The 24,684-nt window shown below is 64.5% G+C and carries 23 protein-coding genes, 1 tRNA gene and 1 pseudogene; 10 read left to right on the top strand and 15 right to left on the bottom strand.

Annotated elements, in window-relative coordinates; translation table 11 throughout:
- Positions 1-13: 13 nt before the first annotated feature.
- Both ACQCSW_RS11085 and glgC read right to left on the bottom strand, forming a co-directional pair.
- Positions 14-1,477, bottom strand: a complete 1,464-nt coding sequence (locus tag ACQCSW_RS11085) for an SDR family NAD(P)-dependent oxidoreductase (RefSeq protein ID WP_426985872.1) — start codon at positions 1,475-1,477, stop codon at positions 14-16.
- 61 nt (positions 1,478-1,538) lie between these two features.
- Positions 1,539-2,955 (bottom strand): annotated as a pseudogene (gene glgC, locus ACQCSW_RS11080) (glucose-1-phosphate adenylyltransferase).
- A gap of 101 nt (positions 2,956-3,056) precedes the next feature.
- Here glgC and glgA point away from each other — a divergent pair.
- Positions 3,057-4,253, top strand: coding sequence for a glycogen synthase (gene glgA, locus ACQCSW_RS11075; RefSeq protein WP_426985870.1), 1,197 nt, complete (start codon positions 3,057-3,059; stop codon positions 4,251-4,253).
- Between the two features lie 116 nt (positions 4,254-4,369).
- Here glgA and ACQCSW_RS11070 read toward each other — a convergent pair whose 3' ends face one another.
- Positions 4,370-6,547, bottom strand: coding sequence for an acyl-CoA dehydrogenase (locus ACQCSW_RS11070; protein WP_426985868.1), 2,178 nt, complete (start codon positions 6,545-6,547; stop codon positions 4,370-4,372).
- A gap of 53 nt (positions 6,548-6,600) precedes the next feature.
- Positions 6,601-7,293 (bottom strand): TetR/AcrR family transcriptional regulator, encoded by a 693-nt coding sequence (locus tag ACQCSW_RS11065; protein ID WP_426985866.1) that lies wholly within the window; start codon positions 7,291-7,293, stop codon positions 6,601-6,603.
- A gap of 61 nt (positions 7,294-7,354) precedes the next feature.
- Here ACQCSW_RS11065 and ACQCSW_RS11060 point away from each other — a divergent pair, with 61 nt between their 5' ends.
- Genes ACQCSW_RS11060 through ACQCSW_RS11050 form a run of 3 tightly spaced genes read left to right on the top strand, consistent with a single transcriptional unit; the run spans position 7,355 to position 10,980 of the window.
- Positions 7,355-8,722 (top strand): acetyl-CoA C-acetyltransferase, encoded by a 1,368-nt coding sequence (locus ACQCSW_RS11060; protein WP_426985864.1) that lies wholly within the window; start codon positions 7,355-7,357, stop codon positions 8,720-8,722.
- A gap of 9 nt (positions 8,723-8,731) precedes the next feature.
- Complete coding sequence (locus ACQCSW_RS11055; protein ID WP_426985862.1) at positions 8,732-10,072, top strand: 3-oxoacyl-ACP reductase; 1,341 nt, start codon at positions 8,732-8,734, stop codon at positions 10,070-10,072.
- Positions 10,069-10,980, top strand: a complete 912-nt coding sequence (locus tag ACQCSW_RS11050) for a MaoC family dehydratase (RefSeq protein ID WP_426985860.1) — start codon at positions 10,069-10,071, stop codon at positions 10,978-10,980. The genes ACQCSW_RS11055 and ACQCSW_RS11050 overlap by 4 nt, the downstream gene beginning before the upstream one ends.
- Here the strand turns inward: ACQCSW_RS11050 and ACQCSW_RS11045 are convergent.
- The 5 genes from ACQCSW_RS11045 to ACQCSW_RS11025 form a co-directional block, all read right to left on the bottom strand.
- Complete coding sequence (locus ACQCSW_RS11045; protein ID WP_426985858.1) at positions 10,977-11,489, bottom strand: hypothetical protein; 513 nt, start codon at positions 11,487-11,489, stop codon at positions 10,977-10,979. The genes ACQCSW_RS11050 and ACQCSW_RS11045 overlap by 4 nt on opposite strands.
- Positions 11,474-12,094, bottom strand: coding sequence for an FUSC family protein (locus ACQCSW_RS11040; RefSeq protein ID WP_426985856.1), 621 nt, complete (start codon positions 12,092-12,094; stop codon positions 11,474-11,476). Before ACQCSW_RS11040 ends, ACQCSW_RS11045 begins: the two co-directional genes overlap by 16 nt.
- A 27-nt stretch (positions 12,095-12,121) precedes the next feature.
- Positions 12,122-13,231: a serine hydrolase domain-containing protein gene (locus ACQCSW_RS11035; RefSeq protein WP_426985854.1), complete on the bottom strand. Its 1,110-nt coding sequence runs from the start codon at positions 13,229-13,231 to the stop codon at positions 12,122-12,124.
- Between the two features lie 270 nt (positions 13,232-13,501).
- A complete protein-coding gene (locus ACQCSW_RS11030; RefSeq protein WP_426985852.1) occupies positions 13,502-14,764 on the bottom strand; it encodes an IS701 family transposase in 1,263 nt (420 codons plus the stop codon).
- A 171-nt stretch (positions 14,765-14,935) separates the two neighbouring features.
- Positions 14,936-15,679 (bottom strand): M50 family metallopeptidase, encoded by a 744-nt coding sequence (locus ACQCSW_RS11025; RefSeq protein ID WP_426985850.1) that lies wholly within the window; start codon positions 15,677-15,679, stop codon positions 14,936-14,938.
- Positions 15,680-15,809: 130 nt separating this feature from the next.
- Here ACQCSW_RS11025 and ACQCSW_RS11020 point away from each other — a divergent pair, with 130 nt between their 5' ends.
- Positions 15,810-16,274: a GatB/YqeY domain-containing protein gene (locus ACQCSW_RS11020; protein WP_426985848.1), complete on the top strand. Its 465-nt coding sequence runs from the start codon at positions 15,810-15,812 to the stop codon at positions 16,272-16,274.
- A 111-nt stretch (positions 16,275-16,385) separates the two neighbouring features.
- On the opposite strand, the gene ACQCSW_RS11015 is transcribed toward ACQCSW_RS11020, so the two are convergent.
- From ACQCSW_RS11015 to ACQCSW_RS11005, 3 genes are all read right to left on the bottom strand, one after another.
- Positions 16,386-16,688 (bottom strand): DUF4193 domain-containing protein, encoded by a 303-nt coding sequence (locus tag ACQCSW_RS11015; RefSeq protein ID WP_056339942.1) that lies wholly within the window; start codon positions 16,686-16,688, stop codon positions 16,386-16,388.
- 264 nt (positions 16,689-16,952) lie between these two features.
- On the bottom strand, positions 16,953-17,078 hold the full coding sequence (locus tag ACQCSW_RS11010) for a hypothetical protein (RefSeq protein WP_426985846.1): 126 nt from the start codon (positions 17,076-17,078) through the stop codon (positions 16,953-16,955).
- A gap of 74 nt (positions 17,079-17,152) precedes the next feature.
- Positions 17,153-17,235 (bottom strand) — tRNA-Leu (locus ACQCSW_RS11005).
- Positions 17,236-17,407: 172 nt separating this feature from the next.
- Between ACQCSW_RS11005 and ACQCSW_RS11000 the strand changes: the two genes are divergently transcribed.
- Together ACQCSW_RS11000 and ACQCSW_RS10995 are read left to right on the top strand one after the other, a co-directional pair.
- On the top strand, positions 17,408-18,712 hold the full coding sequence (locus ACQCSW_RS11000) for a M20/M25/M40 family metallo-hydrolase (RefSeq protein ID WP_426985844.1): 1,305 nt from the start codon (positions 17,408-17,410) through the stop codon (positions 18,710-18,712).
- Positions 18,713-18,724: 12 nt separating this feature from the next.
- Positions 18,725-19,885, top strand: a complete 1,161-nt coding sequence (locus ACQCSW_RS10995) for an acyl-CoA dehydrogenase family protein (protein WP_426985842.1) — start codon at positions 18,725-18,727, stop codon at positions 19,883-19,885.
- A 23-nt stretch (positions 19,886-19,908) separates the two neighbouring features.
- Here ACQCSW_RS10995 and ACQCSW_RS10990 read toward each other — a convergent pair whose 3' ends face one another.
- A complete protein-coding gene (locus tag ACQCSW_RS10990) occupies positions 19,909-20,142 on the bottom strand; it encodes a DUF5703 family protein (protein ID WP_426985840.1) in 234 nt (77 codons plus the stop codon).
- A gap of 39 nt (positions 20,143-20,181) precedes the next feature.
- Here ACQCSW_RS10990 and ACQCSW_RS10985 point away from each other — a divergent pair, with 39 nt between their 5' ends.
- Positions 20,182-20,448 carry a hypothetical protein gene (locus ACQCSW_RS10985; RefSeq protein ID WP_111907589.1) on the top strand — a complete coding sequence of 89 codons (267 nt, stop codon included), beginning with the start codon at positions 20,182-20,184 and terminating at the stop codon, positions 20,446-20,448.
- A gap of 57 nt (positions 20,449-20,505) precedes the next feature.
- Here ACQCSW_RS10985 and ACQCSW_RS10980 read toward each other — a convergent pair whose 3' ends face one another.
- Positions 20,506-21,441 (bottom strand): aldo/keto reductase, encoded by a 936-nt coding sequence (locus tag ACQCSW_RS10980; RefSeq protein WP_426985837.1) that lies wholly within the window; start codon positions 21,439-21,441, stop codon positions 20,506-20,508.
- Between the two features lie 50 nt (positions 21,442-21,491).
- Between ACQCSW_RS10980 and ACQCSW_RS10975 the strand changes: the two genes are divergently transcribed.
- A complete protein-coding gene (locus ACQCSW_RS10975; RefSeq protein ID WP_426985835.1) occupies positions 21,492-22,325 on the top strand; it encodes an undecaprenyl-diphosphate phosphatase in 834 nt (277 codons plus the stop codon).
- 15 nt (positions 22,326-22,340) lie between these two features.
- The gene (gene mshC / locus ACQCSW_RS10970) at positions 22,341-23,618 is read left to right on the top strand and encodes a cysteine--1-D-myo-inosityl 2-amino-2-deoxy-alpha-D-glucopyranoside ligase (protein ID WP_426985833.1); all 1,278 of its coding nucleotides are present in this window, start codon (positions 22,341-22,343) and stop codon (positions 23,616-23,618) included.
- On the opposite strand, the gene ACQCSW_RS10965 is transcribed toward mshC, so the two are convergent.
- Positions 23,615-24,520: a PAC2 family protein gene (locus tag ACQCSW_RS10965; protein WP_111907593.1), complete on the bottom strand. Its 906-nt coding sequence runs from the start codon at positions 24,518-24,520 to the stop codon at positions 23,615-23,617. The genes mshC and ACQCSW_RS10965 overlap by 4 nt on opposite strands.
- Between the last annotated feature and the right edge of the window lie 164 nt (positions 24,521-24,684).

Genomic DNA, 24,684 nt, shown 5'->3' with positions numbered 1-24,684 from the left:
GACAGTGTCCGTCCTACCAGGGGCTGGGCTTGTAGTCCTTCAGGAAGACCCCGTACTGGTCCTCGCCGTTTTCGCCCATCACGATCGGATCGTAGACGCGGGCGGCGCCGTCCACCAGGTCCAGGGGTGCGTGGAAGCCCTCCTCCATGAGCCGGACCTTGGTGAAGTGCGGGCGTTCGTCGGTGATCCAGCCGGTGTCCACCGCGGTCATCAGGATCCCGTCGGCGTCCAGCATTTCCTGGGCGCTGGTCCGGGTCATCATGTTCAGGGCTGCCTTGGCCATGTTGGTGTGCGGATGTCCGGGGCCTTTGTAGGCGCGGGAGAACTGGCCTTCCATGGCGGAGACGTTGACAATGTACTTCCGGTGCGCCGTGGAGCGTTTCATGGCGTCCCGGAGCCTGCTGACCAGCAGGAACGGGGCCGTGACGTTGCAGAGTTGGACTTCCAGCATTTCCAGGGGGTCAACCTCGTCCACCACCTGGGTCCAGCTGTTGATGTCGGCCAGGTCCGGAACGAGCCCGCCGGCGTCGATCGCAGTACCGGAGGCGATCCGCTCCAGCGAGGCCGAGCCGGTGGAGAGCGCCAGTGAGGTGATGGCGTCGCCGGCCAGCACCGGGTGATCGGTGACACTGCTCGCCAGGGCGAGGGGGTGTTTGTCGTGGGCGTGGCCGAACGTCACCAGTTCCGGTCCGCCGTTGGCCGGCTCCAGCGCGGCGGGCAACGGCTCGTCCTCGGCGTCCACCAGGGGTTTGTAGGCGTTGCCGGATCGGCGCACGGTCTGGGCGGCGTTGTTGATAATGATGTCCAGGGGGCCCGCGGCGTTGAGCGAATCCGTCAGGGCCATCACCTGTGACGGGTCGCGCAGGTCGATGCCCACAATCCGGAGCCGGTGCAGCCAGTCGCCGCTGTCTTCCATGGCCGCGAAACGGCGCGCGGCGTCTTTGGGGAACCGGGTGGTGATGGTGGTGTGGGCGCCGTCCCGGAGCAGGCGCAGCGCGATGTACATGCCGATTTTGGCGCGCCCGCCGGTGAGCAGCGCACTCCGGCCTGTCAGGTCGGTGCGGGCATCCCGCTTGCTGTGGCTGAAGGCGGCGCATTCCGGGCAGAGCTGATGATAAAAAGCGTCCACCTGCGTGTAATGCTTCTTGCAGATATAGCAGGGGCGGGAACGGATCAGGTGCCCGGCCACCTTGCCCGTCGCCGAGGTCTCCAGCTTGTTGCCGCGCGTCTCGTCGTCGATGCGGTCCGGTGCTGCGGTGGCCGTCTGGGCCAGGACCGCCCGGTCGGCTTCGGAGATCAGGTCGCGTTTGGTGACACGGCGGTGACGCTTCACGGCCTTGAACATTTTTCCAGTGGCACGGCGCACCGAAACATAGTCCGGGTGTTCCTCGTCGTAGACGTGGATGGTGTTCAGAACCTTGAGGCAGGCCTGGATTTCCTCAGGCGTCAGTCCGGCTGGCAGATCGGGGGAGCTCATTGCCCCAATTTTACAGCCTACGGGGAGCCCGGCCCGACGGCGCCGGGCGCCCGGCCGGGCGCTACGCCTTGGTTGACCGTGAGCCCGGGATTGTCACGCCGACGGCGGCGGCCTGGACTTCGGCAACCTTGTCTACCGACTCCTGCAACTCGGGCCACATTTCAGTGGCGGCCCTGACTGCATCCGGCACAAGGATGAGGTTGGCAGCCGACAGGGCGCGCTCGGCGTCCTCCGGTTCGGGGACTACCTGCCCCTTCGACAGTACGGTGATGCCTGAGTCGGTGACCTTGAAGCCGCGGGACCGGTCAAGCTCAGCATCGAGGCCGATCGCGGCGCCCGGCGGGATTTTTACGTATTTGTCGATGATGGCGCGCTTTACGACGGCACCTTCGCCGATGTTGACCTTGTCCATCAGCACTGAGTCGAGCACGCGGCTGGACCTGCCGACAAAGACGTCATTGGAGAGGACGGAACCCTCCACTATGCCTCCGGAGATCACGGTCCCGCTCGCCACGATCGAATCCAATGCCGAGCCGACTGTGTTGCCCTCGCCGCGGACGAACTTAGCAGGCGGCGAGATGCTCTGCCGCGTGTAGATGGGCCATTCCGAGTTGTACAGATTAAAAATCGGCACGGGCGAGATCAGGTCCATGTGTGCGTCGTAGAACGAGTCGATGGTGCCGACATCGCGCCAGTAGGTGCGGTCACGTTCGGTGGAACCGGGGATGTCGTTGAGGGTGAAGTCGTAGACTCCCGCCTCACCCTGGCTGACGAAGTAGGGGATGATGTCCCCACCCATGTCGTGCTTGGTGTCGAGCCGTTCGGCGTCAACGTGAAGGGCATCCACCAACGCGTCAGCGTCAAAAACGTAGTTGCCCATGGAGGCGAGGAACTGGGTGGGATCAGCGGCGAGCCCAGGAGTGGTGGCGGGCTTCTCCACAAACGCGGCGATCTTCTGCGGGTCCTCCTGGTCCACCTCGATCACACCGAACTGGTTGGCCATGTTCAACGGTTGGCGCACTGCGGCCACTGTGGCCTTGGCGCCGCTGAGCACGTGCTGCTCCACCATCTGGGCGAAGTCCATGCGGTACACGTGGTCCGCGCCAACAACGACGACGATGTCGGGGTTGGCGTCATGGATCAGGTTCAGGGACTGGTAGATGGCATTGGCGCTGCCGAGGAACCAACTCTTGCCAACGCGCTGCTGCGCCGGCACGGACGCCACATAATTGCCCAGCTGTGTGGACATCCGCCAGGTCTCGGAAATATGGCGGTCAAGGCTGTTGGGACTTGTACTGGGTCAGGACCACGATCTGCAAGTAGCGTGAATTCACCAGGTTGGACAGCGCAAAGTCGATCAGCCGGTAACTGCCGGCAAAAGGCACTGCAGGTTTCGCCCGGTCTGCCGTCAGTGGCATTAGCCGGTTTCCCTCGCCGCCTGCGAGGACAATGGCCAGGACTCTTTTATTCAACGGCATGGTAGTAGCTCCTGTACGCCTTCGTAACTCCCCAAACAGTCCGGCACGCCCGGACTCCTTCACACTAGAACAGATAGTGCGGAAGGACTACCTTGGGTAACGTGCGAATAGACATTGTGACTAAAGAGTTCCCGCCGGAGATTTACGGAGGCGCCGGAGTCCACGTGGCCGAATTGAGCAGGGTGCTTAGTAAGCATGTTGACCTGCAGGTTCGTGCCTTCGGGGCACCACGCGACGCCGATTACCACGGTGCCGGGGTGACCTCCTACTCAGTTCCCGAAGACCTGGCCTCGGCCAACGCCGCCGTCCAGACGCTCGGGGTGGACCTGCGCATCGTGCCGGACGTGGCAGGCGCCGACCTGGTCCATTCGCACACCTGGTATGCGAACATGGCCGGCCATTTGGCGTCCCTGCTCCACGGCATCCCGCACGTATTGAGCGCCCACAGCCTGGAGCCCTTGAGGCCGTGGAAGGCCGAGCAGCTTGGCGGCGGCTACGCATTGTCCTCCTGGGTTGAGAAGACTGCCTATGAGGCAGCAGCGGCGATCATCGCCGTTTCGGAAGGCATGCGCCAGGACATCCTCCGCAGCTACCCCGACGTTGACCCTGCCAAGGTCAGGGTGGTCCACAACGGCATCGACGTCGAACTGTGGCAGCGGGATGAAAACCAGGACGCCGTTCGCGCCCTGGGCATTGACCCGGACAAGCCCAGCGTGGTGTTTGTCGGTCGCAACACGCGTCAGAAGGGTGTGCCGTACCTTCTGCGTGCCGCTGCGAAGCTTCCGGCCGATGTCCAGCTGGTGCTGTGCCTTGGGGCGGCGGATACCCCCGAGCTCGCAGCCGAGACTGCACGCCTGATCGAGGAGTTGCAGAGCCAGCGGACCGGCGTCGTCCTGATTGAACGGATGCTGCCGCGGAACGAACTCATCCAGGTCCTCAGCCACGCCACAGCGTTCGCCTGCCCGTCCATCTATGAACCGCTGGGCATCGTCAACCTCGAGGCGATGGCCTGCGGTGCTGCCGTGGTGGCCAGCGCTACGGGTGGCATTCCTGAGGTGGTCCAGCACGGCGAGACGGGGCTGCTGGTGGACCTTGAGCAGGTCACCGACGGCACCGGCACACCGCTTGATCCGGAGAAGTTCGTCACGGAATTTGCCGCCGCACTCACGGAGGTGGTGTCCGATCCCGAACGGGCGCGTGCCATGGGACAGGCCGGCCGCCGCCGCGCGGAAGAGCACTTCTCCTGGGATTCCATTACCGAGACCACTCTTGAGGTCTACCGCTCAGTGCTTGCCTGACGGACGGCAGGAACATCAGCACTTCTGACCAAACGACGCACGACGGCGCCGCTCCCCACCGAGGGGGAGCGGCGCCGTCGTGCGTTTACCTCGCCAGAGGAACGCGGGGCGGGCGGTCAGTTCCGCTGGGTGCGGCCGCCGGCTGAGGTGCGCGCCAGCAGCGATTTTTCGTCGACGGGTGCGCTGCCGCTGGCCCGCTGTGCCCTGCCGTACGCACGGGCCTCGTCCTGCCGGGTCTTCTCGGCACCGGTGGCGATCGCTGCCCGCACGTGGTCATCGCCATACCCGAAGGCGTCGACAAGATCCAGGGCGTGTGGCCTGATCTTGACCAGGAGCCGGTTGATGTAATCACCCACAGTGCGTGCCCGTTGCATGGAGAGCCGGCCGTTCATCAGGTACCAGGACAGGTTATTTTCGATCAGCGAAAGGCCGAAAAGGTCGCGCAGCCATGTCAGGACCCGTTTAGTGCCGGGGTCCGTGGCATCTTCCAGGGCCTCCGTGAACGCCTCCCATTGCAGGAGCTCGGCGTGGGCCTGGGCAGCATCGATCAGCTCGTTCTGATGCTGGTTGAAGAGGGCCGCTCCCTTTTCGACGGGCAGCTTGTTGGCGCCTTTCAGGGCCGCCCCGACGTCGGCCACCATGGTCTGGACGCGGTCCGTGAGGAGGGCGCGCTGGCCTTCCTCGTCCCGGAGGGCTATGGCAGCCTTCTGGACCGATCCGGTATCGGCCACAAACTGTGCCACCTGCCGCAGGCCGGTGCGATGGATCGCGACGCCCGTTGCCTGGGCCACGACGTAGCGGGCCAGGACGCCGAAATCGACATTCCTGAACTCCTTGGCGTAGTCGGCCAGTAGGCGCTTGGCCACCAGCTGGAGCAGGACGGTGTTGTCGCCTTCAAAGGTGACGTAGACGTCCAGGTCCGCCCGGAGGGAGGCGAAGCGGTTTTCGATCAGGAAGCCGGCGCCGCCGCACGCCTCACGGCATTCCTGCAGGGTGTCCAGGGCGTGCCACGTGCTCAGCGGCTTCAGGGCTGCGGCGAGCGTCTCAAGGTCCTGCCGGTCCTCATCGGTATCGTGGGCACCGGAAAAGACGTCGTCGAATTTCTGGAGGAGCTGCTCGTGCGCGAAGCCCGCGGCATACGTCGTGGCCAGCCGGGTAAACAAGCGCCGCTGGTGGCGCTGGTAATCGAGCAGGACCTCTTCGTCCGTGTGGGACGACGCGTTGAACTGGCGGCGTTCGGTGGCGTAGCGGATGGCTGCCGTCAGGGCGATCTTCGACGCCGCCACTGCCGCGCCGTCCAGCGAAACGCGGCCCTGGACGAGGGTTCCGAGCATGGTGAAAAAGCGGCGGCCGGGGCTGGCAATGGACGACGTGTACGTCCCGTCCGGTGCCACATCGCCGTAGCGGTTCAGGAGGTTTGTGCGGGGGATGCGGACGTTGTCGAAATGCAGCCGGCCGTTGTCAATCCCGTTAAGGCCCCCCTTGACGCCGTCGTCCTCACCACCGATCCCGGGCATGAACTCCTTGGTCTGGGGGTCCCGGAGGTCAACGTAGAACGCATGCACGCCATGGTTAACGCCCCGGGTCACGAGCTGGGCGAAGACGACAGCGCCGAGGCCGTCGATGGCTGCGTTGCCGATGTAGTCCTTCCACGCAGCACGGAACGGTGTGTGGACCACAAATTCCTGGGTTTCGGCGTTGTACGTCGCCGTGGTGGCAATGCTGGCCACATCGGAACCGTGGCCGGTCTCCGTCATGGCGAAGCAGCCGGGGATCTCCAGGCTCATGATGCCTGGCAGCCACTTGGTGTGGTGCTCCTGCGTGCCCAGGTGCATCACGGCCGAGCCGAACAGGCCCCACTGGACACCGGCCTTGATCTGCAGGGACGGGTCGGCGGTGACCAGTTCCTCGAACCCGGCCACGTTGCCGCCATGATCATCGGCACCGCCCAGTGCCGCCGGGAAGGCCCGGTGCACGGCGCTGTTGTCCACGAGGAACTTCAACTGGCCGAAGGTCCGCGTCCGGTGTTCGGTGTGCGTCAGGCCCTCGGTCTTGTGCAGTGCAGGGCTGCTAGCCAGTGCGCGCGCGTGCCGGCGGGCGTCCGCCCATTTGCCCAGGAGCTGCTCGCCGAGGGCGGCAACGTCGACGGCGGGCTGCGCAGCCGTTCCGTGGTTGGCGCTGGGGCTGGTGACAGCTGGGCTGGTCACTGTTGTGTTAGTGGCGGCTGTATTGGTTATGGCTGTATTGGTTATGGCTGCGTTCTCGCCGGTGGGGCGGTCCACTACTTCGGTCATGTCAATGTCCTTCGTTGGTTCTGACAGGAGGGTCTGAGGTTGTTTTGGCGGAGTCATGGCGCGCTGGCAGGGTCAAGCTCGGGGGCGATTCCCACGCATAACCATGCCGTGATCTGGCGGGCCATGGCTGCCTGGTCCGGCTTCGCTGCCGAATCCGGCGTGCTGAGCCACTGTTCGCCCGCATTCCGGACCAGGCCGATGGCCGCCGTGGGCCAGTAGCCGATCACCGCTTCCTTGCCATCGCCCAGGTGGGTCCGCATTGGTGCGGCAATCATCTCCGCGATGGAATCGAAGAAGTGGCCCAGGGCTCCGGAAATGGCCGCCGATCCCTGGGGGCCATCCGCGTCCACTGGCGCATAGCGGGTGACGAAGCTGTAGACGTTGGGGCTGGTTTCCGCCATCTGGAGATACGCCGAGATCATGGCCAGCAGCCCTTCCCGAGGCGTCTGGGCACCCTGGGCCGCTTCGCGGATCTTGCGCTGCATCTGGCTCAGGACAACTTCCCCGACAGCGTGCTGCAGTCCTGCCTTATCGCCGAAATAGCGATAAAAGACTGACTTTGATGTGCCGGCGGCCGCCGCAATATCCTCCATTGAGGCATCGCTGCCCAGTGCGTGGACCGCCCGACGTGCGGACTTGATGAGCTCCCGACGTCGTTCCTCCCGGTGGGTCTGCCAGCGGGCCGAACGGCCGTCGGCATTTCCGCCGGCAGCCGGCGTCGGGGCTTCTGAGAGGAGGATGTTCACGATACTCAGCGTATCAGGTACGCTGGGTATCGGTAACCGTCGCAGATCAGAGGAGTCACCCATGTCCGTCAATGGACAGTCCGGCACCGGACCCCACGAATTCGCCAGCCAGTCGACTTCCGGCGCAGCGCGTCCAGTCCGCCGGGCCGTGATTGTGGGTGGTAACCGGATCCCGTTTGCCCGGTCCGGCGGGGCCTACACAAAGTCTTCGAACCAGGACATGCTCACCGCCGCACTGGACGGTCTTATCGCCAGGTTTGGCCTCCAGGATGAGCGGATCGGCGAGGTTGCGGCGGGGGCCGTGCTCAAGCACTCCAGGGACTTCAACCTCACCCGCGAGGCAGTCCTGGGTTCAGCGTTGTCGGCGGAGACCCCCGCCTACGACCTGCAGCAGGCGTGTGCCACCGGCCTGGAGACGGTCCTGGGCCTGGCCAACAAGATCAAGCTGGGCCAGATCGATTCCGCGATCGCGGGCGGGGTGGACTCAGCGTCGGATGCTCCCATTGCTGTCAGTGAAGGTCTCCGCGAGGTGCTCCTGGACCTCAACCGCGCCAAGACCCTTCCCCAGCGCCTGCAGGTGCTCAGCCGGCTGCGGCCCAAGGACCTGGCCCCCGATGCTCCGAACACGGGGGAGCCACGCACCGGCCTGTCCATGGGTGAGCACCAGGCGCTGACCACCGCGCAGTGGAACATTTCACGCGAGGCGCAGGATGAACTGGCTTTCAACAGCCACCGCAACCTTTCCGCCGCGTATGACGCGGGTTTCTTCGATGACCTCCTGACGCCGTACCGCGGCCTCGCCAAGGACTCCAATCTGAGGGCGGACACCACGCTGGAGAAGTTGGCTACACTCAAGCCCGTCTTCGGAAAGAACCTGGGCGCCGAGGCCACCATGACGGCGGGAAACTCCACGCCGCTGACCGACGGGGCGTCCACGGTCCTGCTCGCGTCCGAAGATTGGGCTGATGCCCATGACTTGCCGAAGCTCGCCACCGTAGTTGATGGAGAAGCTGCCGCCGTGGACTTCGTCCACGGCAAGGACGGCCTGCTCATGGCCCCGGCGTTCGCGGTCCCGAGGCTGCTGGCCCGCAACGGACTGACGCTGGATGACTTCGACTTCTTTGAGATCCATGAGGCCTTCGCCGGGACTGTCCTGAGCACACTGGCCGCCTGGGAAGATGAGGAGTTCGGCCGCACCCGGCTGGGACTGGACGGTGCCTTCGGCAGCATCGACCGCACCAAGCTGAACGTCAACGGCTCCTCCCTGGCCGCAGGCCACCCGTTTGCAGCCACCGGCGGACGCATCGTCGCCTCGCTGGCCAAGATGCTGCAGGCCAAAGGCACCGTCGACGGAAGGCCGGCACGTGGTCTCATTTCCATCTGCGCCGCCGGCGGCCAGGGCGTCGTCGCAATTCTCGAAGCACTCTAGGGGCACCGGATGACGGATAAATACACCACCCTGGTCAACCAGGGTGTGGGCAGGAACATCGCTAAGCGCCTGGGCCTGCCCCAGCCTGCGCTGCTGCGCCGCTACAAGCCGGGCCAGCCCCTGGCCGCCGGTCCCGTCCTGGTCCAGGGCAACACCGCCGGAGCCGACGAACTGGCTGCCACGCTGCTCTCTTGGGACCTGGACGTGCGGCGTCACGCCGTGCCCCGCGAAAAGCTGGGCGCAATCATTCTGGTCCTGGATGAGCTGTCCCGGCCCGAGGACCTTGAAAAGCCTGTGCTGTCCGCGGCGTCCTCCCTGCGTGATCTCGGACCGAGCGCCCGCGTCGTCACCATCTCCCGGCCTGCCCCCGAAACCGGGTCCCCTGCACAGTCGGCTGCCCGGCAAGGCGTGGATGGCTTCCTGCGGTCCCTGGCCAAAGAACTCCGGGCCGGCGCAACAGCGAACGGCATCCTCCTGGCAGAGGGGGTCCAGAGCACCAGCCCCAGCGCTCTTGCCGCCCTGCGGTTCTTTTTGTCCGGCCGGTCGGCATTTGTGGACGGCCAGTTCCTTACTGTCGCATCCGAGCAGGGCCATCTGCCCCCTGACTTCGAGAAGCCGCTCGCCGGCAAGGTTGCCGTGGTCACCGGCGCCGCCCGCGGCATCGGTGCGGCTATTGCCCGGACGCTCCACCGGGACGGGGCCACCCTGGTCCTCGTTGACATCCCGGCAGCCGGGGACCATTTGGCTGCTGTTGCCAACGAAGTCCGCGGCACGGCGCTTCAACTGGATATCAGCAGCGCAGATGCCGGCCAGCGGATCATCGACCACGCCGTTCAGCGTCACGGCCGGCTGGACATCGTCATCCACAACGCCGGCATTACCCGGGACAAGCTGCTGGCCAACATGGACCACGCCCGCTGGAACTCCGTCCTCAACATCAACATTGCCGCCCAGCTCAGGATCAACGAAGCGCTCCTCGCCTCTGAACACTTCCGCAACGAACCACGGATTGTGTCGGTTGCGTCCACCAGCGGCATAGCGGGCAACCGCGGCCAGACCAACTACGCTGCGTCCAAGGGCGGGGTGATGGGTATGGTGCGCGCGTCTGCACCCCTTCTGGCGGCGAACGGAGGGACCATCAACGCGGTGGCGCCCGGCTTCATCGAAACAGACATGACAGCGCGGATTCCGTTTGCCGTCCGCGAAGTGGGCAGGCGGCTGAACTCCCTGCAGCAGGGCGGCCAGCCGTCCGACGTCGCGGAGGCCATCGCCTTCCTGGCGAGCGACGCCGCCGGGGGCATCAACGGCGACGTTCTCCGGGTCTGCGGACAGAACCTGGTGGGGGCATGAATACGGTCCAGCCGGTCATCCTGGGGGAGATGCCGTCCCTGTCCAAGCTGTACGTCAACGCCGCCGCGCAGGCGGCTCGACGCCGCGTGCTGGGGACCCACAACGGATCCAGCCTTCCGGCGACCGGCCACGAAGTGCGCGGGGTAACGGCCGACGTCGGCAACCTCACCGCGTACCAGCACCTCATCGGGCTGACTGCCAGGGACACCCTGCCGGCCGGCTACCTCCACGCACTGGCATTCCCGCTGGCCATGAGCGTGATGAACCGCGACGATTTCCCGCTGCCGCTCCTGGGCATGATCCACCTCAGCAACCATGTGGAACAGAGGGCGCCGGTGCTCTTCACCGAAGCCCTGGACATCCAGGCCAGGGTGGAGAACCTCCAGGGCCATCGGGCCGGCACACAACTCGACGTGGTCGCCGAGGTCCGTGGCGCCGGTACGCCCGACATCAAATGGACCGGGCGCTCCTCCTACCTGGCCAAGGGTGTATTCCTCCCCGGCATCGACAAGCCGACGCCCCACAACGGCCAGGCCGAATTCACGCCTCCGGACCCCACAGCGATATGGCATTTGGGGGTCGATACCGGCCGGGCCTATGCCGCCGTTTCAGGCGACTTCAACCCGATCCACCTGAGCGTACTCTCGGCCAAAGCCCTGGGCATGCGACGCTCCATCGCGCACGGGATGTACCTTGCATCGAGGGCCCTCGCGGAAGTCGGGCCGGCCAAGGGCGAAACGTTCACATGGGAGGTCACGTTCGAAGCGCCAGTCTTCCTGCCGGCCCGCGTTGCCCTGGATATCTCCACTGGGCAGACGCCTGGCGAAGGCTGGCAGCGGTCCGAATTTGTGGCGTGGAACCACCGCTCTGGCCGCCGCCACTTCAGCGGCTCCGTGGCACCGCTCTAGGACGCCGGCCGCACAGCGCGGAGAACCCGGTGGAGGCTCAGAAGGATGGACTCGGACGCTGTCACGGCCGAATCTGTCTGGGCCCGCTCCGCAACCGCTGCCATGCCGGCCTCCACCGCTGACTTCGCGGCAGCGAAGAGCCGCCGCTGCTCTGCTTCATCCCCGCCGTCGAACGAGGCCAGGAGTTCACCAGTGGCGGTCATGGCTGCTGCCAGCGGTGAACTTTCTTTGAAAGGCACCGTGTAAGGTGCGTCGTCTGTCCAGATCACATCGGCCAGGACTTCTGTCATGTCCTGGATGTGGAACGTCACCCGCTCCAGATCACGAAGGTTGCGGTAGTCGAGATCCACATCGCGAGGATGGAACCGCCGGCGCGGATTGGCGCGGCGGCTCGCGTCAGCCTCTTGGACCCGATGACGGACGGTGCTTGCTGCTTCGGCCAGCTCGGTGGACCGGCGGGACCAGTCCTCATGCTCGGGAGGCCACTTTTCAGTCAGGGCCGTTCCCATGTCAGATAGTTGCCGCCCGAGGGCCAGCGTAGTTTGCCCAGGCTGGTGGCTGCCGCATTGAAGTGCAGCGGAGGAAAGACCAGGAAGTTGACGGCGATGCCCACCGCGACGCCGACGCCCATCTGAATGAGGTAGCCAAAGGAAAAATCGTCCCGGTTGCTTCCACCCACCAGCAGTACCAGCAGCGCCGCCGTCGGAATCCAATCGCTGCCGGAGCCGATCCGGGGAAGGCCGCCGAGCAGCACACCGATTCCCATAAAGACCGCGACAGCCAGCGGTGACGGATCACCGATACTGACCAGTGCGAAGGCGAGTCCGATGCCCAGGGCGAGACCGACCAGCGCCTGGAGACCCTGACGAACGGATCCGACCACGTTGTGGTACATGGACACCAATGCGCCCAGCGGTGCATAATACGGATACTCTGCAGCGGATCCCGGCATCCGGGGAGCAATAGCAAAAGCGAGGCCGGCGGCTAAAGCTGCCTTCGCCGCCAGTTGCAGGCGATGTACCGTGAATGCCGACGAGAGACCGGCCACCGAATTCCTCAGGAGGCGGGTTCCAACGGCTGGCCGGCGCTGCGGCTGCGCGTGAGTGTCACCCATCCGCCCCACACTAAGTGCAGCCGTCTGCTAGGACAAGGCGGACGCGGCCCGCCGGACTTCCGCAGCCAGCCGATGCGCTTTGCCCTGCGTACGTCCGTCTTCCGCCCGCTGCGGAATGTATCCGAAACCGAGACCGTAGGCGGGATCGGCGAAACCCAGGGCAGCGTTTGCTCCTTCGTGGCCGAAGGCGCGGTGGCTGCCGAAATTCCGCGACACGTGTGGCTTCATAAAGACCACGGCGAAGGCGTTGTCCAGTCCGGACATGCGGTCCAGACCCCACACCTGCTCCTGGGACATGGCGCTGGCAGTCTCAGGGGTCAACAAGGGGGACCGTCCGTCCACGCCGGTGATGGCCGTGGCGTACAGCCTGGCCAGGCCCTCCGCCGTACCCACACCGCCGGCGGCACTCATCCCCGCGGCGCGCACGGCCCGTTGATTGGGAAGTTCCATGATTGAGCTGACTGCCGCGTTGCTGTTAAGCCCTTCCAGACTTAGTGGATCCAGCCACGGCTGCAGGGGATCGACGTCGTAGAGGACGTCGCGGTAGCGCGGTTCCAGCTCTTCGGGCAGTCCCAGGAAGAAATCGATGCCATAGGCCGTGCGGATGCGGTGGTCAAAGAGGCTCTGCAGGCTGGTTCCCGTTACCCGCCGGCAGAGTTCCTCCATGATGATTCCGATGGTAAGGGCGTGGTAGCCGAAGCAACTGCCGGGACGCCATGCCGGACTCGCCGCTGCCAATCTTGCCGCGGCCCTGGAAGTGGTGAATTCGGCCAAGGCGAATCCACCCACGACGCCGATCAGACCCGCCTGATGGGACAGGGCTTCACGCACCAGCAACCGGTCCTTGCCGTGGACTCCGAACTCGGGCCAGTAGTAGGCCACTGCCCGGTCAAGGTCCAGCAGCCCGTCCTGGACGAGTAGGGAAATTACCAGGGCCGCCGCGCCCTTGGAGACTGAGTACGCCCCGGTGATGGAGTCGGCTGTGATGTGGGGCCCGCCAGCCAGGTCCAGTATCTTCACGCCGTCCCGGTAGGCGGCCAGTTGGGCGCTATATTGCGGATCGGCGGCGAGCAGGGCCTCAAACAGATCCGAAACACCTTCGTAGCCGGGCGCCGCAAAGCCATGAGATTTCTGCATGGACCTAGCCTACCCTGTCGGAAAGCGCTTTCCTGATGTGTGGCCGCTCCGTGCCCGGGGGCAACGTCTTCGCCAGGGCGCTCGCCATTGACGCCGGGGCGGCCGTCGTGGGTGATCCGGTCCTTAATGTAACTGGTGTCCCGGTTGAATTCGGCACCGCCGGTCACCTAGTAGTACTTAGTTAGGTTGGGGATCGTGGCTGGCAGTAGGGGCAGTATCCGGTCCGGACGGCGACGAGGTGTTGGAGCTCGCCGAGGATGCCGTAGAGACTCAGGCCGCCCCAGGCGCTTTTGGGCGTGTCAGGCGCAGTGTGGTGATGAATAAATGGGCCGCGGTGACGAGCGTGGCGTGGTGGTGCCAGCCGAGCCAGGTGCGGCCTTCGAAGTGGTCGAGCCCGAGCCCGGTTTTCAGTTCGCGGTAGTCGTGCTCGATGCGCCACCGGATTTTGGCGATCCGGACGAGTTCCTTCAGCGGTGTCGTCTCCGGCAATGTGGAGAGCCAGTAGTCGGTGGGTGCGGGTGCGCCTTTGGGCCATTCGGCGAGCAGCCACTCGGCGGGGAGGGAACCGTCCTCGGCGCGGGGGATGTCGCGGTTGGCTGCCCGGACCCGTTGTGCGATGAACCGGGAGGTCATCGAGGCGTGTTTGTTGCTGGTGGTGGACTTGGTGCCGTGCCTCCAGGTGACCTGATGTAGCTTCCGGCGGCCGGCGTCCATGACGAGGTCTTTCAGTGATGTGGGGGCGTCCAGGTAGCGGCGCTGGTGTGAGCGGGGGCCTTTGCCGGCGTACTCGGCCACGCCGATGGGAGTGTCTTGGAGGTGCGCGGTCGTCGAGTGCTTGACGGCGACCATGTAGGGGATCGCCCGTTCGCTGAGCCCGGACCGGAACGCGGTGATCTCCCCATAGCCGGCGTCCCCGACCATGATCGGGGGCCGGTAGCCCCAGGCGCCGAGTTCGTCGATCATCTCCAACGCCATCGCCCACTTCGTACGATGGCGTTGGCCCTCGGGGATCTGCGCCTTGGCCCGGCGGGCGGCGATCATTTCGGCGTGGGCGTTCGTGTCTGCGGACGTGTCATCCCAGGCTTCCGGCACATAGAGGCGCCAGTCCAACGGGCAGGACGCCTGGTCGGTGGCCGCGTGGATGCTGACGGCGATCTGGCAGTTGCCGATCTTGCCCAACGTACCCGAATACTGCCGCGCAACACAGGGAGAGGAGCTGCCGTCCTTCTTGAACCCGGTATCGTCGACAACCCACGCGTCGGGGCCGATCACCTCGACGGCCCTGCGCACCAGGACCCGGCGTACCGGCTCGAGCTTCCACTGCGAGGACGAGACGAACTGCTGCAGCTGCTGGTAATCGACCCCGAGCCGGCCGCCCATCGGCTGCATCGATTTCCGCCGCCCGTCCAGCATCAGACCGTGCAGATACAGGTTCCCCTTGTTCCGCTGATCCTTACGCGGAAGCGACGCCAACACATCCTGAACGAACGCTTCCAGTTCCGCTTTGGTCTCGGCAAGCTCATCCGGTTTCATGCCTCGAAAATTAACAGGATCGGTCAGGGATTAAAAGCCGCCACGCCGACCTAACTAAGTACTACTAGGCGCGCCGCGGGTGTTGTGTTCGGTACTGGTGTCCGTGGTGTCGGCAACGGTGGCGTCATGGCCTGCGGCCCGCTGGAAGATTCCCGGCTCATGCGGACCAGCCTAGGCTCCGGCGGCCAGGATTGCCGAGACGGGCTGCCAGGCGACCAGCCAGGACCCGGCAATAACGGCGGCAAAGAGCGAGATCCAAATGCCGGAGGGTATGGACGTTGCGCGGTACAGCAGATAGGCGTCGGAACTGGCCAGCCCGTCACGGCGCCGCAGGTGCACATTGGTGAGCTTCGCGAGGTCCCGGACGGCGGCCACCAGCAGTGCCACGCCAAGAACGATTGCAACGTGGCCAGTGAAGTTGCTCGGCACAACGAGGACCAGCAACCCGCCCCCTGCGACGGCAAGGCCGGTGATCAGCAGCCCCGCGAAGTTCCTGATGAACAAGAGTGAAGCCAGGAGGATAAGGGTTCCCGTGGCCAAGGCAGCCGGACCCCAGCCGGCAAAACCGGAGGTGACCAGGGCGGCGCCGGTCAGGGCAGGAACAGGATAGCCCCAGAATCCCGACCAGACGGCGGCAGCCCGGCCACGGCTGTAACTGGTGGTTGTGCCTGAGTGGTCCAACCGGAGCCGGATCCCGCTCAGTCGTTGGCCGCTCATGACGGCGGCGAAGGCATGGCCTAGTTCGTGTGTGGCGGTGGCCAGGAGTCCAAAGTACTTCCAGGTGGCCCGGGGGATGGAGAGTGCCGTTGCCAGCGCCAGTACCACAGCCAGTTCGGCCACCGTGACATGGGGGATGGCGGCATGGCTGAAGGCTTCAATGATCCGTTGCCACAATTGATCGGGAATCACGGTCATTCCCCGCCGGACCCGGAGTAGTGCCCGGAGTAGTGATTGTCAGCCATAGCCCTCTACGGTACTAGAGGGATGGTTCACCGCTGTCCTGCTGCCCTGCCGGCTTGGGGCGCTCAACGAATCGAGGAATGCCGTGACCACTTTGAAGGAACGCCTGCACGCCGATGTTGTGATGCACATGAAGGAGCGGAACAAAACCGCCCTGACAACGGTGCGCAATGTCCTGGGCGAGATCGAGACACGGGAGAAGTCGGGAAAGGCGCCCATTGTCCTGGACGACGCCCAGGTGACGTCGCTGTTGCAGAAGGAGGCCGCCAAGCGTCGCGATACAGCAAGGATCTACACTGACGCCGGCGAACCCGAGCGGGCGGCGGCTGAGATCGCCGAGGCGGAAATTATTGAAGCCTACCTGCCGCAGCCGTTGACAGCCGCTGAAGTCGAGGAGATTGTTGACGAGACGATCGCCGGGCTGAGGAATGAAGGCGTGGAGCCCGGCATCCGTCAGCTGGGTGCCGTGATGAAGCCTGTTACGGCCAAGGTCGCCGGGCGCTTCGACGGTAAGGCGGTCAGCGAGATCGTCCGCAGCCGTCTAGCCTGAGCCGTCAGATGAAGCCTGTTAGCAGGAAAGGCACGCCTACTGAATGTGGGCGTGCCTTAACTTCCTGTTGGCGGAACCGGCCCGCCACGGAATAGTTCCGGTGTTCTTGAATCAGCCTTCGCAGTCAGTGCAGTAGCTGTGTCCGTCTTTCTGCCGCGCAATCTGGGAGCGGTGCCGGACCAGGAAGCAGGAGTAGCACGTGAACTCGTCCTCAGCCTGCGGGATAACCTGCACGACCAATTCCTCGGCAACGAATTCGCCCCCGGGAACGCCGGCGCCATCCAGCCCGTCGGCCTCATCGAGCTCGAGGACGACACTGCGGGCGTCCGGTGCATTGGCGGACTGCAGTGCCTCGAGTGAGTTGTCCTGCGACTCCTTGACGTCGGAGCGAAGTTCGTCGTAATCGGTTGCCACTTAGGTGTATCTCTTTTCTTTGGTTCGTCTGTCGCGTATGCAACGTACAGCATCCGGCGGGTATTCCCCAATAGTCTGGCAAGAAAATTTCTCTGCGTCGCCTATATTTCCGTGCGGACACCTGCTGGGATCGGCGTCGGGTGACATTGGGCACGCTGGTGCCCAGGATTGAAAAAGACCAGCGAACAGCCGCTGCCAGTTGGGGCTCAGATGGGTTCCTTAGCCAACGTTTTGGTCTGCGGCGGAGTAACCCGTCCTAGGCGCTCATCGAGCGTCACGCGCAGCGATCAGGACAGCCAAGGGTCCAAGCCCGGCAAGGATCACCCACCAGTCGGCCGGCCCGGAGTGGACGACGACTTCAAGCGGGCCAGGCGGCGGGGTTGGATTCACGGCTCCAGCTTGGGCCGCGGATGGAACCAGAAAAAACCCCTGAAATCCATGGATTTCAGGGGTTTTCCCATTTGTGCGCGGAGGGGGACTTGAACCCCCACCCCCTTTCGAGGACTAGCACCTCAAGCTAGCGCGTCTGCCATTCCGCCACCCGCGCAGGTGGTAATTCGGACAACGTCTACGCCTTTCAGCGTTTCGCTTTTCTCCGAAGCAGCGAGAAAAACTCTAACACGAACTTTCCGGAAACATGGAATCGGGGCGGATGGGTAGGCTGAAGGCACACGAGAACGCAGGTTGTTTGCAGCCTTCCCACTGCCCAAGGAGTTTCTATGTCTAACATCCGTGCCGAGGATGAAGTTGTCCGGATCTGCCAGGAACTCATCCGGATAGATACCTCGAACTACGGTGACGGTTCGGGGCCGGGGGAGCGGGTGGCCGCCGAATACACAGCCGGGCTGATCGAGGAAGTAGGCCTCTCTGCCGAGATCTTCGAGTCCGCGCCCGGCCGGGCAAGTGTTGTCACCCGGATGGCCGGTGAAGATCCGTCCGCCAGCGCGTTGGTGGTGCACGGGCACCTTGATGTTGTTCCCGCCCTGCGTGAACAGTGGTCGGTGGATCCTTTTGGTGCTGAACTCAAGGATGGACTCATCTGGGGCCGCGGAGCCGTGGACATGAAGGACATGGACGCCATGATCCTTGCCGTGATGCGGGATTTGGCCAGATCCGGGCGCAAGCCCAAGCGCGACATTATCTTTGCCTTCTTCGCCGACGAGGAAGCCGGTGGTGAGTACGGTGCCCGCTACGCCGTCGACAAGCGGCCCGAGCTCTTCGAAGGCGCAACCGAAGCCATCTCCGAGGTAGGCGGCTTCTCGGCAACCATCGGCGGGCAGCGCACGTACCTCCTCCAGACGGCTGAGAAGGGCATCTCCTGGCTCCGCCTGGTGGCGCACGGCCGGGCTGGCCACGGCTCCCAGATCAATACGGAGAACGCCGTCACCCGGCTGGCTGCTGCGGTAACCCGGATCGGCGAATACAAGTGGCCAATTGAGCTGACGCCCACCACGCGGCAGTTCCTGGACGGCGTGACCGAACTCACAGGGGTGGAATTCGATCCGGACAATCCGGACCGCCTGCTGGACCAGCTCGGCACCGTGGCGCGTTTTGTGGGGGCAACCCTGCAGAACACCACCAACCCCACGCTGCTCAAGGGCGGCTACAAGCACAACGTCATCCCGGAATCGGCTGAGGCCCTTGTGGACTGCCGGACGCTCCCGGGCCAGCAGGACCACGTGCTGGAGGTTGTGCGGGAGCTTGCCGGTTCCGGTGTCGAAGTCAGCTACGTGCACAGCGACGTCTCGCTCGAGGTCCCGTTCGCCGGAAACCTGGTGGATTCCATGATTGACGCCCTGCACACCGAGGACCCTGGGGCGAAAGTACTTCCCTATACGCTCTCCGGCGGCACGGACAACAAATCACTGAGCCGGCTGGGTATCACCGGCTACGGCTTCGCTCCCCTCCAGCTGCCCGACGATCTCGATTTCACCGGGATGTTCCACGGCGTGGACGAGCGGGTCCCGGTGGACTCGCTGAAGTTCGGCGCCCGGGTGCTCAACACGCTCCTCACGAATTACTGAGCCGGCCCGGACATGACTCCCGAGGAAGTCCTGCCGGAGCCCTTGCTCGAGGCCATCCGCGGCCGTGCTGCGGGCTATGACCGGGACAACAGCTTCTTCTTTGAAGACCTTGCGGAGCTGTCCGCCGCCCGCTACCTCAAGCTCTTTGTGCCAGCGTCCGACGGCGGCCTGGGGCTTGGGCTCGAGGCGGCAGCGCAGTGCCAGCGGCGGCTGGCAACGGCGGCCCCGGCCACCGCCTTGGCCATCAACATGCATCTGGTCTGGACCGGCGTCGCCCACGTCCTCGCCGCAAGGGGGGACCATTCCCTTGACTTCGTCCTGCAGGAGACTGCCCACGGCGAGATCTTTGCCTTCGGCAATTCCGAAGCCGGCAACGATTCGGTCCTCTTCGATTCAAAAACGGCAGCCGTCCCCCTGCCGGGCGGAGCGTACAGCTTCACGGGTACCAAGATCTTCACGAGTCTTTCGCCCGCCTGGACCCGCCTGGGAATCTTCGGCAAGGACGCCCAGGCCAGGGGAAGCGAAGGGGAATTGGTGCACGGCTTCATTATCCGGGAGGCCGCGGGCTACTCCATCCTGGATGACTGGAACGCCTTGGGCATGCGTGCCAGCCAGTCAAGCACCACCGTCCTGGACGGCGTCGAGGTCCCGCCGGAGCGGATCTTCCGCAAACTCCCGGTGGGACCCAACGCCGATCCGTTCATTTTCGCCATTTTCGCTTGCTTCGAGTCGTTGCTGGCTGCCGTGTACACCGGCATCGGAGAGCGTGCCCTGAACCTCGGTGTTGAGGCTGTCAAGCGCCGGACGTCGTTCAAGTATGCCGGCCGAAGCTATGCGCAGGATCCGGACATCCGCTGGAAGATCGCGGAAGGCGCCATGGCCATGGATATCCTCTACCCCCAGCTGCTGACCGTAACCCGCGATGTCGATGCGCTCGTTGAGCACGGGCCGCAGTGGTTTCCCAAACTTGTGGGGCTGAAGGTTAACGCAACTGAAACGGCCCGCCGCGTTGTGGACCTGGCCATCAGGGTCAGCGGCGGGTCTAGCTACTTTCGTGGGTCGGAACTTGAACGCCTGTACCGGGATGTGCTGGCGGGGATGTTCCACCCGTCAGACGATGAGTCGGCGCACAACACCGTGGCGAACGCCTGGCTGGGTCCGTTCGAGGCTTGAACGGGCCGCTGGCCGGTGAATCCCTACACGGTCCGATGGACCTGCATGACCCGGCGGCGGAGCCAGAAGCGCCTGCCCCCGCCCAAATACAGCTTGCTGCGTTCCAGCTCCCACTTGCCGTACTCGGAGTGCTCCACGAGCCGGCGCCTGGCGTCGGGCAGTGAATCGTCAGGGCTGACCGTCAGAACGAGGTACTCGTACTGCCTCAGAATGTCCCGTTCCCGCTGGACCGAGCTGGTGAGAAAATGTTCCTTCATTGCTCTCCATTTTCGTCCTTTTCCGGCTAACGTGAAGTCATGAGCATCGATCCGCGTGTCGCGCTTCAGTCCTTGACAACCGCCTTGGAAGAACACCTTATAGCAGCATCCAACCGGCGTGGCGATGGCGATCCCGCGGTGGAAGCGGCTTTTTTTGCGGTCGCGGATGCGTTCGAGGTTTATGAAGACGCACTCTACGAGGCTTACAGCGAAGTTACACCCCTTCAGGTCTTCGATGATGAAGAAGATGACGACGATGAAGCCAGCATCGACGACGACGAAGACCTGGAAATCCTCAAGGACTGAGAACTCCACGCCACCAGCGCCGGGCAACGCCCTAACGCGGCGGCCCTGAACGGCGTGTCAGCCGGGCAGGGAAACGTCCTCAAGCGCGCCGGCAATTTCAGGCGGCAGCCGGGTTAGTTGGGCGGCCATGATTTCTTTAGCCTGCACGGGAGTCCTGGGCCCGATGATGGCCGTGGCCACGCCATGCTGGGACAAAAGCCAGCTCAGCGAAACGTCCAGCGGTGTGCGGCCCAGACCCTTGGCAGCCATCGACACGGCTTCCACAACGCTGGACGGCTGCGCCGCCAGGTACGGCTCTACGTAGGGTGCGGAGTCTGTTCTTGCCGCACGGGAATCGGCCGGGATGGCGCCACGGTACTTGCCGGTCAGGACGCCGCGTCCCAACGGCGCCCAGGCCATCAGCCCCAGACCGGCATCTTCGACGGCGGGAACCAGTTCCGCTTCAGCTTTTCGCTGCAGCAGTGAATATTCAGCCTGCGCGGCTACGAGCGGAAACCCGGCCACTGCCGCGGCTTTGGCGCTTTGCCACCCGTTGAAGTTGGAGATGCCCGCATAGCGGGCGCGGCCGCTCCGGAGCGCGAATTCAAGCGCAGACAGGGTCTCGTCCAGCGGGACATTGCCGTCCCATGCCTGGGCAAACCAGATATCCACGTAGTCAGTCCCCAGTCTCGCCAGGCTGGCGTCCAGGCCGGAGAGCATCGCATTGCGCGACGTGTCCACCGTGCGCCGGCCGTCCGACGTCGACATCCCCGCTTTGGTGGAAATGCAGACTTCAGTGCGGGAGACAACGTCACCCAGGAGGGAACCGATCATCGCCTCTGCGCGGCCGTCGGCGTATGACGCCGCGGTATCTATGAGTTTTCCGCCACCATCGATAAATGTCCGCAATATTTCCGAGGCGTCCTGTTCGTCGGTATCGCTGGACCAGGACATGGTGCCGAGGGAAAGGGCGGAGACTCGCAATCCACTGTTGCCGACGTAACGCTGCTGCATAGCTGCAAGCTTACGGGGAATCTACAGGGTCAATGACGTAGGGTCTTAGCGTGAACTGGTTTGAGGCGGCCCTGCTGGGCCTAGTGCAGGGACTGACCGAATTTCTACCGATTTCATCGAGCGCGCACCTGCGGATTGTGGGGCAGTTCCTTCCCAAAGCGTCCGATCCCGGGGCCGCGTTTACCGCCATCACGCAGCTTGGTACCGAAACGGCGGTGGTGATCTATTTCTGGCGCGACATCGTGCGGATCGTCAGGGCGTGGGCGGGATCGCTGGCCGGAAAGGTCTCCCGGCAGGACCCGGATGCCCGCATGGGCTGGCTGGTGATCCTGGGCAGCCTCCCCATCATCGTGCTGGGTCTGCTGTTCCAGGACCAGATTGAGTCGGTGCTGAGGAGCCTTTGGCTCGTGGCGACGATGCTGATTGTTTTCGGTCTCATCCTGGCAGTGGCTGACGCTATAGGAAAGCAGGAGCGTGATCTGTCCGGGCTGACGTACAAGCACGGAATCCTGTATGGCTTTGCGCAGGCGCTGGCTCTTATTCCTGGGGTTTCGCGATCCGGCGGCACCATCACCGCGGGTCTCCTTATGGGCTACACACGCGAAGCCGCCGCGCGGTATTCGTTCCTGCTGGCTATCCCGGCGGTCTTCGGCAGCGGCCTTTACCAGCTGTACAAGGTGGTCTCCAAGGATGGCATCACCGGCCCTTACGGTCTTCCGGAGACGGCGCTGGCCACCGTCATCGCCCTTGTGGTGGGTTACATGATCATCGGTTGGTTCCTCAAATTCATTTCCACCCGAAGCTACCGGCTCTTTGTCTGGTACCGGATCTTCCTGGGCCTGGCCCTGTATCTTTTGCTCGGTTTCAATGTCATCAGCGCCTAGCCGTAGGCTTAGGCTGTGAAATCCTGGACCTCCCGCCCTGTCCCTGCGCTGCCCGGCGCCATGCCTGCCATCCGGCTGTTCGACACCGCCAAGGGGAGTGAGGTCACGCTCCGGGCCGGGGGAGAGCAATCCATGTACGTCTGCGGGATAACTCCCTATGACGCGACGCACATGGGCCATGCGGCCAGCTACGTAGCGTTTGACCTCCTGAACAGGGCCTGGCGTGACGCCGGCCAGCAGGTTTCCTACGTCCAAAACGTCACCGACGTAGACGACCCCCTGCTGGAGCGCGCGACTGCCACCGGTGTGGACTGGCGGGACCTGGCCGCGAGCCAGATTGAACTCTTCCAGACCGACATGGAGGCCCTGAACGTCCTCTCGCCGGACCACTACGTGGGTGCCGTCGAGTCAGTTGACATCATTGTTCCGGCCATCGAACGGCTGGTCCGTGTGGGTCTGGCCTACCGCGTGCCGGGAGCGGCAGGGGAGCCCGACGGCGACGTCTACTACGACGTCGAAGCTGCCGGAAAGCAGACGGTCGCCCCTGACGCCTGGACCCTGGGCTCCATCTCCCGCCTCGGTGAAGCCGAAATGCTTGAACTGTTCGCCGAACGCGGCGGCGACCCAGGCCGGGCCGGCAAGCGGCAGGCGCTGGACCCCCTGCTCTGGCGGGTTGCCCGCGACGGCGAGCCCAGCTGGCCGGGCGGCGAGCTGGGCCAGGGCAGGCCTGGCTGGCACATCGAGTGCACGGTCATCGCGCAGCACTACCTGCCGGCTCCCTTCACTGTCCAGGGCGGCGGCTCAGACCTCATCTTCCCCCATCACGAGATGGGCGCCGGTCACGCATATTCCCTCGCCGAAGTGCCGCTGGCCCACCACTATGCCCATGCCGGCATGGTGGGCCTGGACGGCGAAAAGATGAGCAAGTCCAAGGGCAACCTGGTCCTGGTGTCGAAACTTCGGGCCGCGGGTGAAGATCCAGCAGCCATCCGCCTGGCCATCCTGGCCCACCACTACCGTTCAGACTGGTCCTGGACCGCGGACGGGTTTGCGGCTGCGAAGGACCGGCTGGCTGCGTGGCGCCGCGCACTCGCCACTGCGCCGGAAGGATCGGCGTCCGGCCTGATCGCGGAAATGCGGTCCGCCCTTGCGGCTGACCTGAACGCCCCGGCCGCACTGGAAGCTGTTGACCGCTGGGCCGCCTCGGCAGACGCCGCCGCGGCAGCGGGCTGCCAGCATGATCAGGCGCTGGTCAGTGACACGCTGGACGCCTTGCTCGGCGTCGTGCTTTAGGGTTTGTCCCGGCCACGACGCTTGAGGTAGCGCTCGAACTCCCGTGCGATGGATTCACCGCTCGCCTCCGGGAGGTCGGCGGTGTCCTTTGCCTCTTCCAGTTGCCGGACGTAAGCGGCGATCTCCGGGTCCTCGGTAGCCAACTCATCGACGCCACGCTCCCACGCGGCGGCCTCTTCGGCCAGTTCGTGGGTGTCCAGCGGGACCTGGATCAGCTCCTCGACCCGGTGGAGGAGAGCCAGTTGCGCCTTGGGTGACGGGGCTTGGGCCACGTAATGCGGGACTGCGGCCCAGAGGGAAACAGTGGGAAGGCCTGCCAGGAGTGACACTTCGGACAGTACTCCCACGATGCCGACGGGACCTTCATACTGGGAGGCTTCAAGGTTGAGGCGCTCCCGCAACACGGCGTCGTCCGAGGATGTGCTGACCGGAATCGGTCTGCTGTGCGGAATGTCTGCCAGAAGGGCCCCCACCAGGACCACGTAGTCCACCTTCAGCGCTTCTGCGTGGACCAGCAGCTCCGCCGTATAGGCCCGCCACTTGTAGGACGGCTCAATGCCCTGGACGAAAATGACGTCCACATTCGAATCCGGCGCACTGGCCTTGTAGATCCGCGTGGATGGCCACTTGATCTTGCGTTCACCCGAGGCGTTCCTGCGGACCGTGGGACGGGTGAACTGGAAATCGTAGTATTCGTCGGCGTCAATGGACGCGACCTTCTTGCCGCCCCAAATCCTGTTCAGATAGCGCAACGAGTCACTGGCGGCTTCGCCGGCATCGTTCCAGCCTTCAAATGCGGCCAGCATCACAGTAATGCGCTCCCCGTCCGCCACTGGCAGCAGGAACTGCTCCGTTTCAGGTGCGGCACCCGGTTCCGTGGTGTCTCCGTCGAAGCTATTCATCCCATTACCCTACGTCCAAGAACCGGCGGGACGCATCGAATGAAGGGCCAAAAGGCGCGCCGGGGCTCATGGGCGCCCGAACGCAATGCTGATATTCGCCGAGGGCGTACCGCACGGCCTGCGTTCAGGTGCGCCCCGTAGACTGAATCCATGCGATCCTCACC

This window comes from Pseudarthrobacter sp. Y6 (assembly GCF_050156205.1).
Taxonomy (GTDB): domain Bacteria; phylum Actinomycetota; class Actinomycetes; order Actinomycetales; family Micrococcaceae; genus Arthrobacter.
Note: the sequence above shows the minus strand (reverse complement) of the source record. Positions and strands in the feature narration are given on the sequence as shown.

Coding starts and splice junctions, on each gene's coding strand:
- ACQCSW_RS11000 (WP_426985844.1), top strand. CDS start 17,408: ATGTCTAACATCCGTGCCGAGGATGAAGTTGTCCGGATCTGCCAGGAA.
- ACQCSW_RS11070 (WP_426985868.1), bottom strand. CDS start 6,547: ATGACCGAAGTAGTGGACCGCCCCACCGGCGAGAACGCAGCCATAACC.
- ACQCSW_RS11045 (WP_426985858.1), bottom strand. CDS start 11,489: ATGGGAACGGCCCTGACTGAAAAGTGGCCTCCCGAGCATGAGGACTGG.
- ACQCSW_RS11025 (WP_426985850.1), bottom strand. CDS start 15,679: ATGACCGTGATTCCCGATCAATTGTGGCAACGGATCATTGAAGCCTTC.
- ACQCSW_RS11055 (WP_426985862.1), top strand. CDS start 8,732: ATGACGGATAAATACACCACCCTGGTCAACCAGGGTGTGGGCAGGAAC.
- ACQCSW_RS10990 (WP_426985840.1), bottom strand. CDS start 20,142: ATGAAGGAACATTTTCTCACCAGCTCGGTCCAGCGGGAACGGGACATT.
- ACQCSW_RS11060 (WP_426985864.1), top strand. CDS start 7,355: ATGTCCGTCAATGGACAGTCCGGCACCGGACCCCACGAATTCGCCAGC.
- ACQCSW_RS11030 (WP_426985852.1), bottom strand. CDS start 14,764: ATGAAACCGGATGAGCTTGCCGAGACCAAAGCGGAACTGGAAGCGTTC.
- ACQCSW_RS11085 (WP_426985872.1), bottom strand. CDS start 1,477: ATGAGCTCCCCCGATCTGCCAGCCGGACTGACGCCTGAGGAAATCCAG.
- ACQCSW_RS11040 (WP_426985856.1), bottom strand. CDS start 12,094: ATGGGTGACACTCACGCGCAGCCGCAGCGCCGGCCAGCCGTTGGAACC.
- ACQCSW_RS11035 (WP_426985854.1), bottom strand. CDS start 13,231: ATGCAGAAATCTCATGGCTTTGCGGCGCCCGGCTACGAAGGTGTTTCG.
- ACQCSW_RS10965 (WP_111907593.1), bottom strand. CDS start 24,520: ATGAATAGCTTCGACGGAGACACCACGGAACCGGGTGCCGCACCTGAA.
- ACQCSW_RS10995 (WP_426985842.1), top strand. CDS start 18,725: ATGACTCCCGAGGAAGTCCTGCCGGAGCCCTTGCTCGAGGCCATCCGC.
- ACQCSW_RS11050 (WP_426985860.1), top strand. CDS start 10,069: ATGAATACGGTCCAGCCGGTCATCCTGGGGGAGATGCCGTCCCTGTCC.
- ACQCSW_RS10985 (WP_111907589.1), top strand. CDS start 20,182: ATGAGCATCGATCCGCGTGTCGCGCTTCAGTCCTTGACAACCGCCTTG.
- ACQCSW_RS10980 (WP_426985837.1), bottom strand. CDS start 21,441: ATGCAGCAGCGTTACGTCGGCAACAGTGGATTGCGAGTCTCCGCCCTT.